A 14,753-nucleotide genomic window follows, 5' to 3' on the forward strand; every position below is an offset into this window, starting at 1 on the left:
CGCGCCGTCTCCTCCCTTCCCGCTGCGAACCAGCCTCCGGCCTCACGTCGCGTGAGGGTCAAGTCGGCCCGGCCGGGCGGTCATTCGGACGCGCTGTAGCGGACCAGGTAGCCGGCGAACCGGTCCAGGTCCTCGTCGTCCCAGGAGGTGAAACGGTCGGTGAAGGCCCGCCGCCGCTGCTCGTGCGCCTCCGCCAGCAGCTGCTCGCCGGCGTCGGTCAGGTGCAGCAGCTGCCCGCGCTGGTCGTCCGGGTCGGCCTGGCGGCCCAGCAGCCCGAGCCGCTCCAGCGCGCCGACCTGGCGGCTCACGGTGGACTTGTCGAGCATGAAGTGCGCCGCCAGGTCCGCCGCCCGGCAGGAGCCGCGTTCCTTGACCAGGTCGAGCATGCTGTACGTGACCAGCGAGAGCTCGGGGTGCAGCTGGGCTGCCTTGTGGCGGGCCCGGCGGGCGAACGCGGTGAGCTCGCGCTGAATGGTCTCCAGCGCGGCGTCGCGGTCGGGCATGGCGGTGGCTCCTTCGTCGTGCGGTGTTGCGACCCACCGTAGGGGCACCCGCCCGCCCGCGCCGACCGGCCGGGGCCTACAGCAGATCGTCCAGCTCCCGCAGCAGCCGGGCCTTGGCCCGGGCGCCGACCAGGGAACGGATCGGCTCACCGCCCCGGAAGACCATCAGCGTCGGCATCGACAGGACGCCGTACGCGGCCTGGGTCTCGGGGTTGCGGTCCACGTCCAACTGGACGATCTTCAGCTTGTCCGCCTGCTCCTCGGCGACCTCTGCCAGGACCGGCGCCAGCTGCCGGCACGGCGGGCACCAGTCGGCGGTGAACTTCACCAGTACGGTGCCCTTCGCCGCCAGCACCTCGCTCGCGAAGTCCTGGTCGGTCACCACCTGCACGCCACTCATCGGATCCCCTCTCGTCGTTCAGTCGTGGTCGCGGACCAGCTCGCAGCGCGGCTCCCGGTCCACTGCGGCCAGCGCGTCGCGCGCCGCCTCGGCCTGGGCCAACTGGGTCGCCACCTGCTCCCGGACCTCGCTCAACCGGGCCACCATGGCGTCCAGTTCGGCCAGCTTCGCCCGGTAGACCTCCAGCGAGGCCGGGCAGGAGTCGCCGGCCGGATGCCCGGCCCGCAGGCACTCCACGAACGGCCGGGTCTCCTCCAGCTCGAACCCGAAGTCCTGCAGCACCCGGATCTGCCGCAGCAGCCGCAGGTCCTCCTCGTCGTACGCCCGGTACCCGTTCCCCCCGCGCCGCGCGGGCAGCAGCCCCCGCGACTCGTAGTACCGCAGCGTCCTGGTGGTGGTCCCCGCCCGCTGTGCCAGCTCGCCGATCCGCATGGCCCCGACGCTAGACCTTCACCCCGGCGTCAACGCCAGTGGTGTTCACGTGAATTGCCGGAAAGCGCCCGCCAAGATCGTTTACCCTCGCCTGGTGACCGACCTGACCACGGCCCTGCTCGCGGCCTACGACGAGCACATGCGCGGCCTCGGCCCCGCCCGCGACGGCGAGATCCGGGACGCCGACGGGCCGCTGCTGCGCAAGTGCGGCGGCTTCCGCGGCTTCCTCACCTCGCCCGCCGCCGACCTCGGCCTGCGCGGCGCCGAGCTCGACGCGCTGATCGCCCGCCAGCGGGACTTCTTCGCCGCCCGCGGCGAGAGCGTCGAGTGGAAGACCCGCGGCCACGACCTGCCCGCCGACCTGCCGGAGCGGCTGACCGCGGCCGGCTTCGTCGCCGAGGAGCCGGAGACCGTCCTGATCGGCCTGGCCGCCGAACTCGCCACCCCCACCCCCGCCCCCGAGGGCATCACGCTGCGCCGGGTCACCGCCCGCACCGACATGCGGCGGATCGCCGCGCTGCAGAGCGAGGTCTGGGGCCAGGACTGGAGCTGGCTGGTCGGCGACCTGACCGAGAACGCCGCCGCCGACCCCGAGGGCTTCCTGGTGGTGGTCGCCGAGACCGACACCCCCACCCCCGAGGTGGTCTCCGCCGCCTGGCTGACCCGCACCCCCGGCAGCGAGTTCGGCGGGCTGTGGGGCGGTTCCACGCTGGCCGCCTGGCGCGGCCGCGGCATCTACCGCTCGCTGGTCGCCCACCGTGCCCGCTGGGCCCTCGACCACGGCATTCGCTACCTCCAGGTCGACGCCTCCCCCGACAGCACCCCGATCCTGCGCCGCCTCGGCATGCACGCCGTCACCACCACCACGCCGTACGTCTGGACCCCGCCGGCCTCCGCCCCGCAGTAGGGCGGCCCCCGACAGGGCAGCCCCGCGTGTAGAGAGACGCCGGCCCTGCTCCGACCAGTGGACGCAAGCACCCACCGAGCACGAAGGACGTGGTCCCCGTGAAGTATCTGCTGATGACCTACGGCAACCAGGAGAAGTGGGCGTCCATCTCGGCCGAGGAGTGGACGGCGGCGATCGCCCAGCAGGACGCGTTCAACCAGCGCTACCGCGAGAGCGGCGAGCTGATCGGCGCGTACGGCCTGGGCGACGCGGCCGCCAGCCGGCTGGTGCGCCGCCAGGACGGGCTGCCCGCCGTGAGCGACGGGCCGTACCTGGAGACCAAGGAGTACATGGCGAGCTTCTACCTGCTGGACTGCGAGAGCGAGCAGCGGGCGCTGGAGATCGCCGCCGACATGCCGTGGGCGGACCAGGAACCGGTGGAGCTGTGGCCGATCCTGCACGAGACGCCGATGGCGGACTGACCCGCGTGCCGGCCGACCGGGCACCCGCCGACCAGGACCTGCTGCGCGACCTCGCGCCGCAGGTCCTGGGGGTGCTGCTGCACCGCCACCCCGGCGCCTTCGACAGCTGCGAGGACGCGGTGCAGGAGGCACTGCTGGCGGCCGCGACGCAGTGGCCGCAGCAGGGCCGGCCGGCGAACCCGCGCGGCTGGCTGGTGACGGTGGCCACCCGTCGGCTGGTGGACCTGGTGCGCGCGGACCGGGCCCGGCGCGAGCGCGAGGAGCGGCTGTTCCTGGCCACGCCGCAGTCGGAACTGCTCGGCCGGGCGGCGGACGCCGACCCCGCCGCCGACCGGGACGACTCCTTGGCGCTGCTGTTCCTGTGCTGTCACCCCGCGCTGACCGCGCCGAGCCGGATCGCGCTGACCCTGCGCGCCGTCGGTGGTCTGAGCACCGCGCAGATCGCGGCGGCGTTCCTGGTGCCGGAGGCGACGATGGCGCAGCGGATCAGCCGGGCGAAGCAGACCATCCGGGCCTCCGGCCTGCGGTTCGTGCTGCCGGAGCCGGGCGAGGCGGTGGAGCGGCTGCGCGAGGTGCTGCAGGTGCTGTACCTGGTGTTCAACGAGGGCTACACCGCCACCTCCGGCGAGGACCTGACCACCCCTCGGCTGTCCGACGAGGCGATCCGGCTGACCAGGCTGCTGCACCGGTCGCTGCCCGCCGACGCGGAGGTGATGGGCCTGCTGGCGCTGATGCTGCTCACCGATGCCCGGCGGCCGTCGCGGACGGGTCCGGGCGGGGAGCTGGTGCCGCTGGCCGAACAGGACCGGACCCGCTGGGACGGGGCGGCGATCGCCGAGGGCGTGGCGCTGGTGGAGCGGGCGCTGCCGCACGGCCGGGTGGGCCCGTACCAGCTGCAGGCGGCGATCGCGGCGCTGCACGACGAGGCACCGGACGTGGCGGCCACCGACTGGCCGCAGATCCTGGCCCTGTACGACCTGCTGGTGCGGGTGGCGCCCGGTCCGATGCCGGAGCTGGGCCGGCTGGTGGCGCTGGCGGAGGTGCACGGCGCGGAGCTCGCGCTGAAGGAACTGAACGTGCTGGAGCCGGTGCTCGGCCGGCACCACCGCTTCCTGGCGGTCCGGGCCGAGCTGCTGGCCCGCACCGGCGAGGCGGACTTGGCGGCGGAGGTGTTCCGCCGGGCGTCCGCACTGGCGCCGAGCTTGCCGGAGCGGCGCTTCCTGGCGGAGCGGGCGCGATCGTTGTTCCAGGGCGTCCGGCCCTAGGGTCTGTCCGGTCGATCTTGTCGGATCAGCGTGCGTTGTCGGGCGCCCGGCTGGGAGTGCCGGCGAACCGTCCTCGTACTGGGTGTACTTGGATGGTTTGCCGGTGCTTCCAGCCGGGATGATCCGGCGGCGCGCGCCCGGCAAGATCGGTCGGCCGGACAGACCCTAGGCTCCGACGGCGGTGGCCACCGCGGCGTCGATCGCTCCGTACAGCTCGGAGCGCAGGCCGAGCCGGCTGGCGCGGATTTCGACGGCCTCGGCGACGGCGGGCTGGGCGTAGCGGTCCACGGATTCGCGCACGCCGTTGATCAACGGCTGTCCGGCCAGGCCGAGTTCGCCGCCGATCACGATGGCGGCGGGGTTGAGGCAGTTGACCAGGTCGGCGAGGACGCGTCCGATGGTGCGGCCGGCCTCGCCGAGGACGCGGGCGGCGGCGGGGGTGTCGGTGAGCTCGCCGAGCGGCGGCAGTTCGACGCTCTCGCCGGGACGGGCGCCGGGGGCGAGGACGTGGGCCAGGCGGCGGCGGACCTCGACGACGGAGGCGACGGACTCCAGGCAGCCGCGGTTGCCGCAGCGGCACCAGGTGCCGGTGTCGGGGAGCTGGATGTGCCCGATCTCGCCGGAGATGCCGCTGGCGCCGCGGTAGATGCGGCCGTCGAGCAGCAGTCCGGCGCCGATGCCGGTGGAGGCCTTGACGTAGATCAGGTCGTTGACGGCGTGTCCGCCGCTGTGGGCGCGTTCGCCGCGGGCGCCCATCTCGGCGTCGTTGCCGACGGTGACGGGGAGGCCGAAGAGCCGACCGAGTTCGGCGGCGGGGTCCATGCCGATCCACTGGGAGAGAGTGGAGGGGGCGCGGACCACGTTGGTGCGGGTGTCGAGGGCGCCGGGGATGCCGGCGGCGACGGCGGTGATCGCGTCCAGGGGGTGACCGGCGGCGGCGAGTGCCCGGTCGGCGAGGGTGCGGGCGGCGTCCAGGACCTCGTGGGGGTGGTTGTCGACGTCGAGCTGGGCGGTGGCCTCGCCGAGGACGGTACCGGTGGTGTCGGCGACGGCGGCGGTGACGTGGGTGTGCCCGAAGTCGAGGGCGAGGACGAGGGCGTGGGCGCGGCGCAGGGTGACGGCGGCGGCGCGGCGGCCGCGTCCGGCGGGGGTGGTGGCGGCGGTTTCGCCGGCGAGTCCTTCGTCGATCAGGTCGGTGACGGCGCTGCTGACGGCGGAGCGGGAGAGCCCGGTGAGCCGGCTGATTTCGGCGCGGCTGAGCGTGCCGTGTTCGCCGAGGACGGCGAGCAGGGTGGCCCGGGTGCGCAGGCGGCGGGCCGAGGGTGCCGGGTGGGCGGGGGCGGTCATGCCCGGAACGGTAGCGGACAGCGACCGGATATACACCGTTGAACGGATTATCTGATGGACAACTTGTCCTCTTGACGGAGGAATTGGCCTATACCTATGGTCTAAGAACCCCTGCCGCCCGAGAAAGCCTCCTCAGGTACCGGCACGGAGGTCCCGCCGGGAGAGGAAGGCCGATGGACGCCACTCACAACCGTCACCGCTGGCGCGTCGAGATCCCGCACGCCAACGAAGTGCGCTCCGGCAGCCACCTGTTCATCGTGGACGCCCCCGCCGAGGACGACGCCCGCCGCACCGCCATCGAACGCGCCGAGTCCGCCGAGGCCCGCCGCCACCGCCGCGGCGCCGCCCTGGACCTTGCCCGGGTCACCGTCGTCCACCTCGCCCTGCTGCGCACACACTGACCCTCCCCCGCCCGCTGATCCCCCGACGGCCACCGGCCGCCGGGGGATCGCACTTTCCCCCGCCGGAGCGCACAGCGGGACGGGTGTGACTTCACCGGACCGAATTTGTATGCTTCGCTGAACCTCTACAGCTCTGTAGAAGTTCGGGCCGGCGCTCCACCGGCCACGACGGGGAAGGGTGCGTCATGTCTGCACGCAGGGCGGGGGGCCCGAAGACCGGATCCGGCCGCGGCCGCAAGGTCCGCCGGATCGCCCTGTGGACCACCGCCGGCATCGCCGCGCTCGCCGTCACCGCGGGCGGCCTGGTCTACTACCGGCTCAACGGCAACCTGAGCACCTTCGGCAGCGACGGCATCAGCAAGGACCGCCCGGACGCCGCCAGCGCCGACGCCCAGGGCCGCGTCCCGGTCAACCTGCTGCTGATCGGCTCCGACTCACGCTCCGGCAGCAACCGGGACCTCGGTGGCGGCGACGACGGCGGCGCCCGCTCGGACACCGCGATCCTGCTGCACGTCTACGCCGACCACAAACACGCCGTCGGCGTCTCCATCCCGCGCGACTCGCTGGTCGCCATCCCGCCCTGCCTGCTGCCCAACAAGAACTGGACCAAGCCGCAGGCCGGCGCCATGTTCAACAGCGCCTTCTCGGTCGGCAACACCGAACAGGGCAACCCCGCCTGCACCCAGAACACCGTGGAGAAGCTCACCGGCCTGCGCATCGACCACACCATGGTGATCAACTTCCAGGGCTTCGCCGACATGACCTCCGCCGTCGGCGGCGTCGACGTCTGCCTGCCCAAGCCGGTGTACGAGGGCGACCTCAACCCGAACCTCGGACACCGCGGCAAGCTGCTCTTCGAACAGGGCCACCAAAAGATCTCCGGCCAGGCCGCCCTCGACTACGTCCGGATCCGGCACGGCCTCGGCGACGGCTCCGACATCGGACGCACCAAACGCCAACAGGCCTTCCTCTCCTCACTGATCAAGCAGGTCAAGTCGCAGGGCATGAACCCCGTCACGCTGCTGCCACTGGCCGACGCCGTCACCAAGTCGCTCACCGTGGACGAGAGCCTCGGCTCGGCACAGAAACTCGTCGACTTCGCCATGTCCCTCAAGGACATCGACCTGCACGACATCAAATTCCTCACCGTGCCGTGGCGCTACCAGGGCGAACGGGTCGCCCTGGTGCACCCCGACGCCGACCAGCTGTGGGCCGCGCTCAAGGCCGACCGCACCCTGGACGGCCAGGACGCCTCGGCCGGCCCCGCACCCGCCGACAGCCCCACCGCCGCGCCCGGCCAAAGCACCGCACCGGCCAAGGTCGACGGCACCGGAATCAAGGTCGCCGTCCACAACGGCACCGAGACCGCCGGGCTGGCCGGCAAGGCGGCCGCGACGCTGGAGGCCTCCGGCTTCACCGTCACCGACCGGGCCAACGCCGCCTCCCACACCCACGCCACCACCCTGGTCGAGTACGGGCCCGGCGAGCAGGCCAAGGCCGAGAAGGTCGCCGCGCTGTTCCCCGGCGCCACCCTGCAGGCCGGCAGCCACGCCGGCATCTCCCTCACCCTCGGCGCCGACTACGCGGCCGGCAACGGCACCACCGCCGCCCCGCCGCCGCTTCCCACCGGCCCGCTCCCCACCAGCGTCAGCCAGGCGCGCTCCGCCGACGACGACACCTGCTCCGACCTCACCTAAGGCTGACCGGCACTCGACCACCACGGGGGACAGCAGCGATGAACCCGCTCACCGGCCACGGCCCCACCCAGCAGGACCGCGCCGACTTCGAATACGCCCTCGGCCGGGCACTCGCCGACCCCGCGGTGCGCGCCGCACTCGCCGCCGACCCGCCACGGGCCGCCCGGCTGCGCACCCTGGCCCGGCAGCGCACCACGGAGATCCTGGCCGCCGCCGAACCCGAGTACCTGACGTACCGCCGGCTCCGCGACACCGCGCCCACCGAACCCGGCCCCGCCGCCGAACCCGGCGAACGGCTGTCCGGCTGGTTCGGCGCGCTCGCCCTGGTGGTGCCGATCGTCACCGGCAGCGCCGCCGCCGTGTTCTTCCTGCTCGGCGCCGTCATCGGCCTGTCCCGCCCGCACGCCGCGCTCGCCGACACGCTGCGCACCGCCGCCTGGTCCACCGTCGCCGCCGCCGTCGCCAGCGCCGTGATCGGCCTGCTCGGCCTGCTGCTCAGCGCCTCCCGCCAGCGCGCCGCGCCCCACGCGCAGCCGCAGCACACCCAGGACCTGTCCGCCGCCCGCACCGCCTGGCGCACCGCCCTGCTGCACCGCGGACTGATCCCCTTCCTGCTGACCGCCCCGGACACCACCGGCCCACAGCCGCCGGACGGCTGAAGACCGGGGCACACACCGTCATGCCGCACTCGTCGGCACACCGATCCGGGCGCCGGCCCGGAACGGGAACAACGGGGCACCGGCGTGGAGTTCGGCCGCCAGCGACTCCTCGGCCGGGTACGCGCCGAGGGCCGGCGGCGGCTCGCCGACCAGGCGGTGCAGGCGGTGCAGGCAGTGCAGGCGGTGCAGGCAGTGCAGGCGGTGCAGGCGGTGCAGGCGGTGCAGGCGGTGCAGGCGGACCAGCAGGCCACGCAGAGCGGCGTGCAGCCACAGCTGCCCGGCCACCTGGCCGGCCTCCCAGAGCAGCAGGAAGGCCGCAGCGGCGTACAAGGTCTCGTAGACGGCGGCCAGTTGACGAGCCGCCGGGCCTTCGGAGGGTTCGGCCATCCGGCGGTGCAGCTCGTCGCCGACCGCCAGCACACCCCCGGCCAGGGGGCGAATCTCCCCGTCGGCGCGGTCCAGCGCGGGCCCGGCGAGCAGCCGGGGAAGCACCTGGACGGGGCTGCACCCGCTGCGGGAGCGGGCGCTCCGGCCCGACGGCAAGTGTGGCCGGGCCGTTCGCGCCGGGCAAGGGAGGACGGGAGGGCGGCCGGCTCAGCCGGTCAGCCAGTTGAGGAACTGGCTCCAGCGGCCGGGCCTTCCGGCGGGCGCCTCCTGCTTCGGAGCCGGTTCCGGTTCCACCGCCACCGCCACCGCCACCGCCACCGCCACCGGCGGCATCGGCTCCCGCGCCATTGGCTCTCGCACCATTGACTCTCGTGCCGCCGGCTCCCGCGGCATTGGCTCCCGCGGCGTGAACCGGCCCGGCAGGGCGGCCAACGCACGGTTGAACGGGCCCGGGCGCCAGCTCAACAAGGCTGCCGGGACGGCCAGTTCGAGATCCGGCAGCTGCAACAGGTTGTCCAGCGCGGTCATGGTGATGTGCAGCGCCGGGTCCTTGGACGGGCAGGCGTGCGGCCCGGCACTCCACGACAGGTAGGCGCGACTGCCGGCCTGGCGCTGCGCAACCAGCTCCGGGCCGGTGTTGGCGGCGGCGAAGCCGACCAGCACCAGATCGCCGGCCCGCACCCGCTGCCCACCGAGGTTCAGGTCCGTCACCGGGTAGTGCGGCGCCAGGTTGGTGATCGGCGGGTTGTCCCACAGAGTGTCGTCGATCGCCTCGTCGGTGAGACCGCCGCCCTTGAGGTAGGTGTCGTCGGTGAGCCGCCGGTGCAGGGTGTTGCCGATCAGGTTGCCGAGCCGTTCGGCCCCGGCGCCCAGCATCAGGGCCAGCTGGTGGACCATCTCCTCGTCCGTGAAGCGCTGGTGATGCCCCATCAGCCAGCTGGCCACATCGTCGCCCGGCCGCTCCCGCTTGAGCGCGACGAGTTCGCCGACCGCACCGAACAGCATCTGGGCGGCCTGCTCGGCGGTCGCGTAGTCGGTGACCAGCGTGGCCTCCACCCCGGGCGCCAACTCCACCGGCGCCGCCGCCCCGAACCGCCGCAACCGCTCGTAGTACCCCTGCGGATCGGCGGCGAACTCGGGCCCGTACAGCGGCACCCGCCCACCCTGGACCGGACACCCCGCCATCGCCTCGTGAAGTCGTACGTCCATCGCCCCGGCCTCCTCCTCACAGGCGCACACCTCGGCCGACCGCGCATGCCACCCGCGCACCCATCGCCACACCGGAGCGGAACTCCCGTCTTCCTAGCACTACTTGATGCACCATCACCCCTCGTCTCCTTCTGAACCGACCGCATGAATCCCCGGGCCCCGCAAGCCACCTCACCGCACCCCGGGCGCGGGGCCGCCGATGCCGGACCTGTTCGCCTTCGCCGCGCCCGCCCCACAGTGGACATATGCCATCTCCGGCCGCCTGATCAGCGCTGATCCGTTGTAGTTCCTTTACAGGCCGGATCAAGGTGCCATGACGTCAACTACCGGACGCACTGCCGATGTCCGGCCCGCACACCATCCCGGCCCTACCACGCGAACCAGGACACGAGATCGGAAAACGCCGAAACCACGGCGGCCGGACCTGCCGCTACCGACACTGGATCGTATGGAAACCGAAGACACCCCCGCCGTCCACCGCGAAATCCACGACGCCGGAAACAAGGACACCCTGCCCGGCACCCTGGTGCGCTCGGAGGGCGACGACCCGAGCACGGACGAACTGGTCAACAGCGTCTACGACGCGCTCGGCAGCACCTTCGACTTCTTCCGCGAGGTGTACGGCAGGAACTCCATCGACGGCAAGGGCAGCCCGCTGCGGGTGACCGTCCACTACCGCGAGAAGTTCGCCAACGCCTTCTGGGACGGCGAGCGGTTCGTCCTCGGCGACGGCGACGGCGAACTGTTCCGACTGCGCCCGCACGAGATCCTCGACGTCGTCGCGGCGGGCCTGGCCCAGCAGATCACCGCCCCGCTACTCCTGTCCGTCAAGGACCCCGGCGCGCTCGCCGTGTCCATCGCCGACGTCTTCGCCTCCCTCGTCAAGCAGTACGCACTCGGCCAGAGCGCCGACCAGGCCGACTGGCTCCTCGGGCTGGGGATGCTCGCCCCGGGCGTCAAGGGCAAGGCCCTGCGCTCACTGGCCGCTCCCGGCACCGCCTACGACGACGACAAGCTCGGCAAGGACCCACAGGTGGCCCACACGAACGACTACCACGACATGCCGATCTACCGCGACAACGGCGGCGTGCACATCAACTCGGGCATCCCCAACCGCGCCTTCCACCTCACCGCCACCGCCATCGGCGGCAACGCCTGGGAGAAGGCGGGCCGGATCTGGTACGACGCCGCCACCGGCGGCAAGCTCTCCAACGAGGCCACCTTCACCGACTTCGCCAAGCTCACCGCGACCGTCGCCGAAGAGCTCTACGGCACCGGAACCGAACTGGACGCCGTCAACACCGCCTGGAAAACCGTCGGCGTCCTCTGACCTCCCCCCGTCGGGGTGGGGGCCGGGGTCTGCACGCAGTACTCCTGCTTGCCCCAGATGCTGTCGCAGTACTGCCAGAACTTCATGTGCCACTCCGGCCCCAGCAGCCGCAGCTCCCGGGGCGGCCGGCGGCACGGCGGGGTGGGAGATTGTCGTCCTCGCCGACGGCGGCAAGCCCGCTGAACCACTCGCGCGCTATTCATGCGCACCTACGACCAGGCCGCGTTCACCCCGCTCGCCAAGGGCCGGATCAGGGCACAAGTTCCCAGCCAGGAGCGGCATGCGGCTCGGCCGCAGGTCCACCCCCCGAAAGCCCGCGACACCCCGAGCCAAGCCCATGGCCCAAAAATCCAAATCGGACAACAAAAAAGCCCCAGGCCATTTGGCCTGGGGCTTTCTGCTGGAGCGGGCGACGAGAATCGAACTCGCGCTCTAAGCTTGGGAAGCTCATGTTCTACCATTAAACTACGCCCGCAGCTGATGACCCGTCAGGGACGGATCGATCAAGCACCACTGTACCCCATCGAGTGGGGTGGGAGTGCAGGGTTCGGGGTGGCGGCGAGCCTGGTGGGGGGGTGTCCGGTTGGTCCCCTAATGTGACGGCTTTCGGCGGATGTGTGGGAAGGGGACCGATGGAGCAGCGCACTCTGGTTCGTTGTGCGGAGGGGCATCTGTTCGGGACGGTGGCGTTTCCGATGCAGCAGTTGCAGGCGGGGCGGCTGGGGCCGGGGCGGTTGTTGCGGTGTCCGCGGTGCGGGCGGTTGCGGAGTTCGGTGCGGGCCGATGTGTCGGAGCTGTCGGCGGCCCAACTGTCGCGCGGGCTGCGGGCGTAGACGGTGCGGCCGCCGGTCCGGGCGGCGGTCGGGGCAGGTCCGCGGGGCGGGTGCTTTTGGGTGGCCCGCCCGTGGCACGTACCCTCGGGGGCGTGCTGCTCTCCGACAATGACATCCGTAGCGAGATCGACAAGGGGCGGGTCGTCATCGACCCGTTCGAGCCGGCGATGGTCCAGCCGTCGAGCATCGACGTCCGCCTCGACCGGTTCTTCCGGGTTTTCGAGAACCACCGCTACCCGCACATCGACCCCTCCGAGGAGCAGCCGGACCTGACCCGGCTGGTGGAGCCGGAGGGCGATGACGCGTTCATCCTGCACCCGGGCGAGTTCGTGCTGGCGTCCACCTACGAGGTGATCACGCTGCCGGACGACGTTGCTTCGCGGCTGGAGGGCAAGTCCAGCCTGGGCCGGCTCGGCCTGCTGACGCACTCGACCGCGGGCTTCATCGACCCGGGTTTCAGCGGCCATGTGACGCTGGAGCTGTCGAACGTGGCGACGCTGCCGATCAAGCTGTACCCGGGGATGAAGATCGGCCAGCTGTGCCTGTTCCGGCTCTCCTCGCCGGCCGAGCACCCGTACGGCTCGGAGCGTTATGGCTCCCGCTACCAGGGTCAGCGCGGCCCGACGCCGTCGCGGTCGTTCCTGAACTTCCACCGCACCGAGGTCTGAGCCGCTTCAGCAGAGCGCACGGACAGCAAGGAGGGCCGGCCCCGCAGTTCGGGGCCGGCCCTCGCCATGTGCGGGGCGCGGGGTCAGGCGCGCTTGGGGCTGGTCCGGGCGACCAGCTCGGTGCCGTCCGCGGAGAGCGTCAACTCGGTGCGCAGCTCGGCGAGTTCGCCGAGGTGGTGGAGGTGGGTGCCGCCGCAGGGAATCTCCGCGGCGCCGTCCGGGAGCTCGGCGTGCCAGCGGCGGCGGGCGGTGAGTTCGGGGCCGGGGACGTCGATCCGGACGGCCGCGTCGGCGGCGACCCAGGCGGCCAGGCGGGCGTTGACGTCCTCGGTGAGGGCGGGCAGCGCGTCGGCGAGGGAGGGGAGTTCCTCGGTGGCGTCGACGGTGAAGCCCTTCTTCTTCAGCGACTTGCCGATCCGGTAGGTGTCGGTGCTGGCTTCGGTGTCCATCACCGAGGTGTCCATGGCGAGGCTGTCGAAGTCCGGGTGGCCGAAGGCGTCGGCGCGGCCCGGGTCCTTGCGCCAGCGCGGCGCGAGCGCGGCGTTCAGGGCGAGCGCCAGCAGGTGGCAGCCGGTGTGCGCGGCGGACAGCAGCGCGCGGCGCTCGGCATCGACGGCGAGTTCGGCGGTGTGTCCGACGGCCTCCGGGCCGAGCGCGCCGGCGGGCAGCACGTGCAGCACCAGCCAGGACCAGTCCTCGTCGCCGCGCCGGACCGGAATGTCGGCGCCGGCCGCGAACTCGCCGGCCGGGCCGTGGCCGCCGGTGAGGCAGTCGACAACCGGGTGCGTGGCGCCGTCAACGGTGAGGGTGCCGAGGTCGGCAGGCTGGTCGGGCCAGGTGTGGTCGACCGGGTGGAACGGGGTGGCCTCGGTGACCACGGCGGTGCGCCCGTCCGGCAGGGTGTGCACGGCGAGGATCGGCGAGGCGCCGGTCACCGCCCCGGCCGGGAAGCTGACGTGGGTGGTGGGCAGGCTCATGCGCGGGCTCCGGACGGGATCTGAGGGTGGGCCGAACACCCCACCCTACAAAAATCCCACCATCCGGACGGCCGGGGCTCCGCGGCGATCGGGGCTCAGCCCAGCGTGGGCAGCTTGATCAGCACCAGCAGCGCGATCAGCTGCACCGCCGCCGCGCCGGCCGCCTTGCCCCAGGGCAGGTCGTGGATCCGCCTCACCAGGATGGTCAGCAGCGCCGCGCAGCCCACCCAGGTCGCCCAGCCGACCGCCTGTACCACCAGGTTGTCGGCGGGCAGGAACAGCGCGAGCAGCAGCCGCGGGACGTCGGTGGTCCAGCTGACGAGGACGGCCAGTCCGATCGTCGACTGCCAGGGCCCGTCGCCGCCGAACTGCCGGGCCAGCGCGTAGGTGACGGCGCTGAGGATGCCGCCCGCCACTGTGAAGCCGACCGCGGCCGCGGCGATCGCCCACAGTGCGACCGCGAAGGTGGAGTGCACCACCTCGTCGTAGGTGCTGTCGAGGGCGAACACCGCGAGCACGCCGTACAGCAGCGACACGCTCAGCGCGGGCAGCCACACCTGGTGGTCGCGCATCCGGTCGAAGGTGGCGCTCGGGCGGCGGTAGATCCCGGCGAGCAGCTCCCGCCAGGGCAGCCGGGGCCCGCCGAGGTGCGGCGCGGCCTGCCCGCCGGCCCGGTAGACGGCGACGTTGTCCTCGACCGGGTAGCCGCCCTGCTGGTCGTACTGCTGGTCGTACTGCTGCTGGTAGTAGCCGTCCGCCCCGGCGTTCGCGCCACCGTACGGGTCGTACGGGGCGCCGTACGCCCCCTGGTGGGCCCCGTCGTCGTACGGCTGCTCGCCGATCGCGAAGGCCCTGGTGTGACCGGGCTGGTCGCCGGGGTGCGCGGGCGGGGCGGGGTAACCCGGGCTCGGGGCGGGGTAGCCGGGGGTCGGGGCGGTGAAGTACTCGGGGCCGCCGGTGGGCGCACCGCGGTACGGGTCACTCTGCGGGGTGCCCGGTTGGGGTGCCGTCCAGCGCCGGGGGTCGGCTCCCCGTCCGTCGTCGTGTCGATTGCCAGCCACGGCACGACGGTACCCGCAACGGCCGACCCCTGGCCGGGTGATCATGACGGTGCGACCGGATTGCAGCCGTCCTGTGACGCGGCCGCGCGGGCCCGGAAACGGCGCACGGCCGCGCCGTCGGCGGGTCTGCCGAGGGCGCGGCCGTGCGGGGCCGTAGGAGGTCAGCCGGCGACGCGGGTGCCGGGCGCGTGCACCGCGGCGGCGTTGCTCAGGCCG

General features: G+C 72.8%; 16 protein-coding genes and 1 tRNA gene. 8 read left to right on the forward strand and 9 right to left on the reverse strand.

Translation table 11 applies throughout. The features are described 5' to 3' along the window. Positions 1-80: 80 nt before the first annotated feature. The 3 genes from ACZ6R9_RS03910 to ACZ6R9_RS03920 form a co-directional block, all read right to left on the reverse strand. Complete coding sequence (locus ACZ6R9_RS03910) at positions 81-503, reverse strand: MarR family winged helix-turn-helix transcriptional regulator (RefSeq protein ID WP_380486254.1); 423 nt, start codon at positions 501-503, stop codon at positions 81-83. A gap of 76 nt (positions 504-579) precedes the next feature. After that, a complete protein-coding gene (gene trxA, locus ACZ6R9_RS03915; protein WP_380486252.1) occupies positions 580-903 on the reverse strand; it encodes a thioredoxin in 324 nt (107 codons plus the stop codon). A gap of 18 nt (positions 904-921) precedes the next feature. Next, positions 922-1,335 carry a MerR family transcriptional regulator gene (locus ACZ6R9_RS03920; protein WP_380486251.1) on the reverse strand — a complete coding sequence of 138 codons (414 nt, stop codon included), beginning with the start codon at positions 1,333-1,335 and terminating at the stop codon, positions 922-924. A gap of 94 nt (positions 1,336-1,429) precedes the next feature. Between ACZ6R9_RS03920 and ACZ6R9_RS03925 the strand changes: the two genes are divergently transcribed. From ACZ6R9_RS03925 to ACZ6R9_RS03935, 3 genes are all read left to right on the forward strand, one after another. Then, the gene (locus tag ACZ6R9_RS03925) at positions 1,430-2,242 is read left to right on the forward strand and encodes a GNAT family N-acetyltransferase (protein ID WP_380486249.1); all 813 of its coding nucleotides are present in this window, start codon (positions 1,430-1,432) and stop codon (positions 2,240-2,242) included. A gap of 98 nt (positions 2,243-2,340) precedes the next feature. Further along, positions 2,341-2,703, forward strand: coding sequence for a YciI family protein (locus ACZ6R9_RS03930; protein WP_380486247.1), 363 nt, complete (start codon positions 2,341-2,343; stop codon positions 2,701-2,703). 5 nt (positions 2,704-2,708) lie between these two features. Next, positions 2,709-3,968, forward strand: a complete 1,260-nt coding sequence (locus tag ACZ6R9_RS03935; RefSeq protein ID WP_380486245.1) for an RNA polymerase sigma factor — start codon at positions 2,709-2,711, stop codon at positions 3,966-3,968. 165 nt (positions 3,969-4,133) lie between these two features. Here the strand turns inward: ACZ6R9_RS03935 and ACZ6R9_RS03940 are convergent, their stop codons facing one another. Continuing rightward, positions 4,134-5,315, reverse strand: a complete 1,182-nt coding sequence (locus tag ACZ6R9_RS03940) for an ROK family transcriptional regulator (protein WP_465536371.1) — start codon at positions 5,313-5,315, stop codon at positions 4,134-4,136. Positions 5,316-5,488: 173 nt separating this feature from the next. Here ACZ6R9_RS03940 and ACZ6R9_RS03945 point away from each other — a divergent pair, with 173 nt between their 5' ends. The 3 genes from ACZ6R9_RS03945 (at position 5,489) to ACZ6R9_RS03955 (ending at position 8,072) form a co-directional block, all read left to right on the forward strand. Next, positions 5,489-5,716 (forward strand): hypothetical protein, encoded by a 228-nt coding sequence (locus ACZ6R9_RS03945; protein ID WP_380486241.1) that lies wholly within the window; start codon positions 5,489-5,491, stop codon positions 5,714-5,716. Positions 5,717-5,901: 185 nt separating this feature from the next. Continuing rightward, entirely contained in the window at positions 5,902-7,413 is a 1,512-nt protein-coding gene (locus tag ACZ6R9_RS03950; RefSeq protein ID WP_465536373.1) for an LCP family protein, read from the forward strand. Between the two features lie 38 nt (positions 7,414-7,451). Continuing rightward, complete coding sequence (locus tag ACZ6R9_RS03955; protein ID WP_465536375.1) at positions 7,452-8,072, forward strand: hypothetical protein; 621 nt, start codon at positions 7,452-7,454, stop codon at positions 8,070-8,072. An 18-nt stretch (positions 8,073-8,090) separates the two neighbouring features. Here ACZ6R9_RS03955 and ACZ6R9_RS03960 read toward each other — a convergent pair whose 3' ends face one another. Both ACZ6R9_RS03960 and ACZ6R9_RS03965 read right to left on the reverse strand, forming a co-directional pair. Further along, positions 8,091-8,564 (reverse strand): hypothetical protein, encoded by a 474-nt coding sequence (locus ACZ6R9_RS03960; RefSeq protein WP_465536377.1) that lies wholly within the window; start codon positions 8,562-8,564, stop codon positions 8,091-8,093. Between the two features lie 102 nt (positions 8,565-8,666). Continuing rightward, on the reverse strand, positions 8,667-9,668 hold the full coding sequence (locus ACZ6R9_RS03965) for a cytochrome P450 family protein (protein ID WP_465536379.1): 1,002 nt from the start codon (positions 9,666-9,668) through the stop codon (positions 8,667-8,669). 448 nt (positions 9,669-10,116) lie between these two features. Here ACZ6R9_RS03965 and ACZ6R9_RS03970 point away from each other — a divergent pair, with 448 nt between their 5' ends. Continuing rightward, on the forward strand, positions 10,117-10,998 hold the full coding sequence (locus ACZ6R9_RS03970) for a M4 family metallopeptidase (RefSeq protein ID WP_465536381.1): 882 nt from the start codon (positions 10,117-10,119) through the stop codon (positions 10,996-10,998). Between the two features lie 401 nt (positions 10,999-11,399). Here the strand turns inward: ACZ6R9_RS03970 and ACZ6R9_RS03975 are convergent. Then, positions 11,400-11,473: transfer RNA gene (locus ACZ6R9_RS03975), tRNA-Gly, on the reverse strand. A gap of 450 nt (positions 11,474-11,923) precedes the next feature. Between ACZ6R9_RS03975 and dcd the strand changes: the two genes are divergently transcribed. Beyond that, on the forward strand, positions 11,924-12,499 hold the full coding sequence (dcd, locus tag ACZ6R9_RS03980; RefSeq protein ID WP_380486216.1) for a dCTP deaminase: 576 nt from the start codon (positions 11,924-11,926) through the stop codon (positions 12,497-12,499). A gap of 83 nt (positions 12,500-12,582) precedes the next feature. Here dcd and ACZ6R9_RS03985 read toward each other — a convergent pair whose 3' ends face one another. Both ACZ6R9_RS03985 and ACZ6R9_RS03990 read right to left on the reverse strand, forming a co-directional pair. Further along, the gene (locus ACZ6R9_RS03985; RefSeq protein WP_465536383.1) at positions 12,583-13,476 is read right to left on the reverse strand and encodes a metal-dependent hydrolase; all 894 of its coding nucleotides are present in this window, start codon (positions 13,474-13,476) and stop codon (positions 12,583-12,585) included. Between the two features lie 95 nt (positions 13,477-13,571). Beyond that, positions 13,572-14,537: a Yip1 family protein gene (locus tag ACZ6R9_RS03990; protein ID WP_465536385.1), complete on the reverse strand. Its 966-nt coding sequence runs from the start codon at positions 14,535-14,537 to the stop codon at positions 13,572-13,574. Positions 14,538-14,753: the final 216 nt, after the last annotated feature.

It is taken from the genome of Kitasatospora sp. NPDC048662 (genome assembly GCF_055587065.1).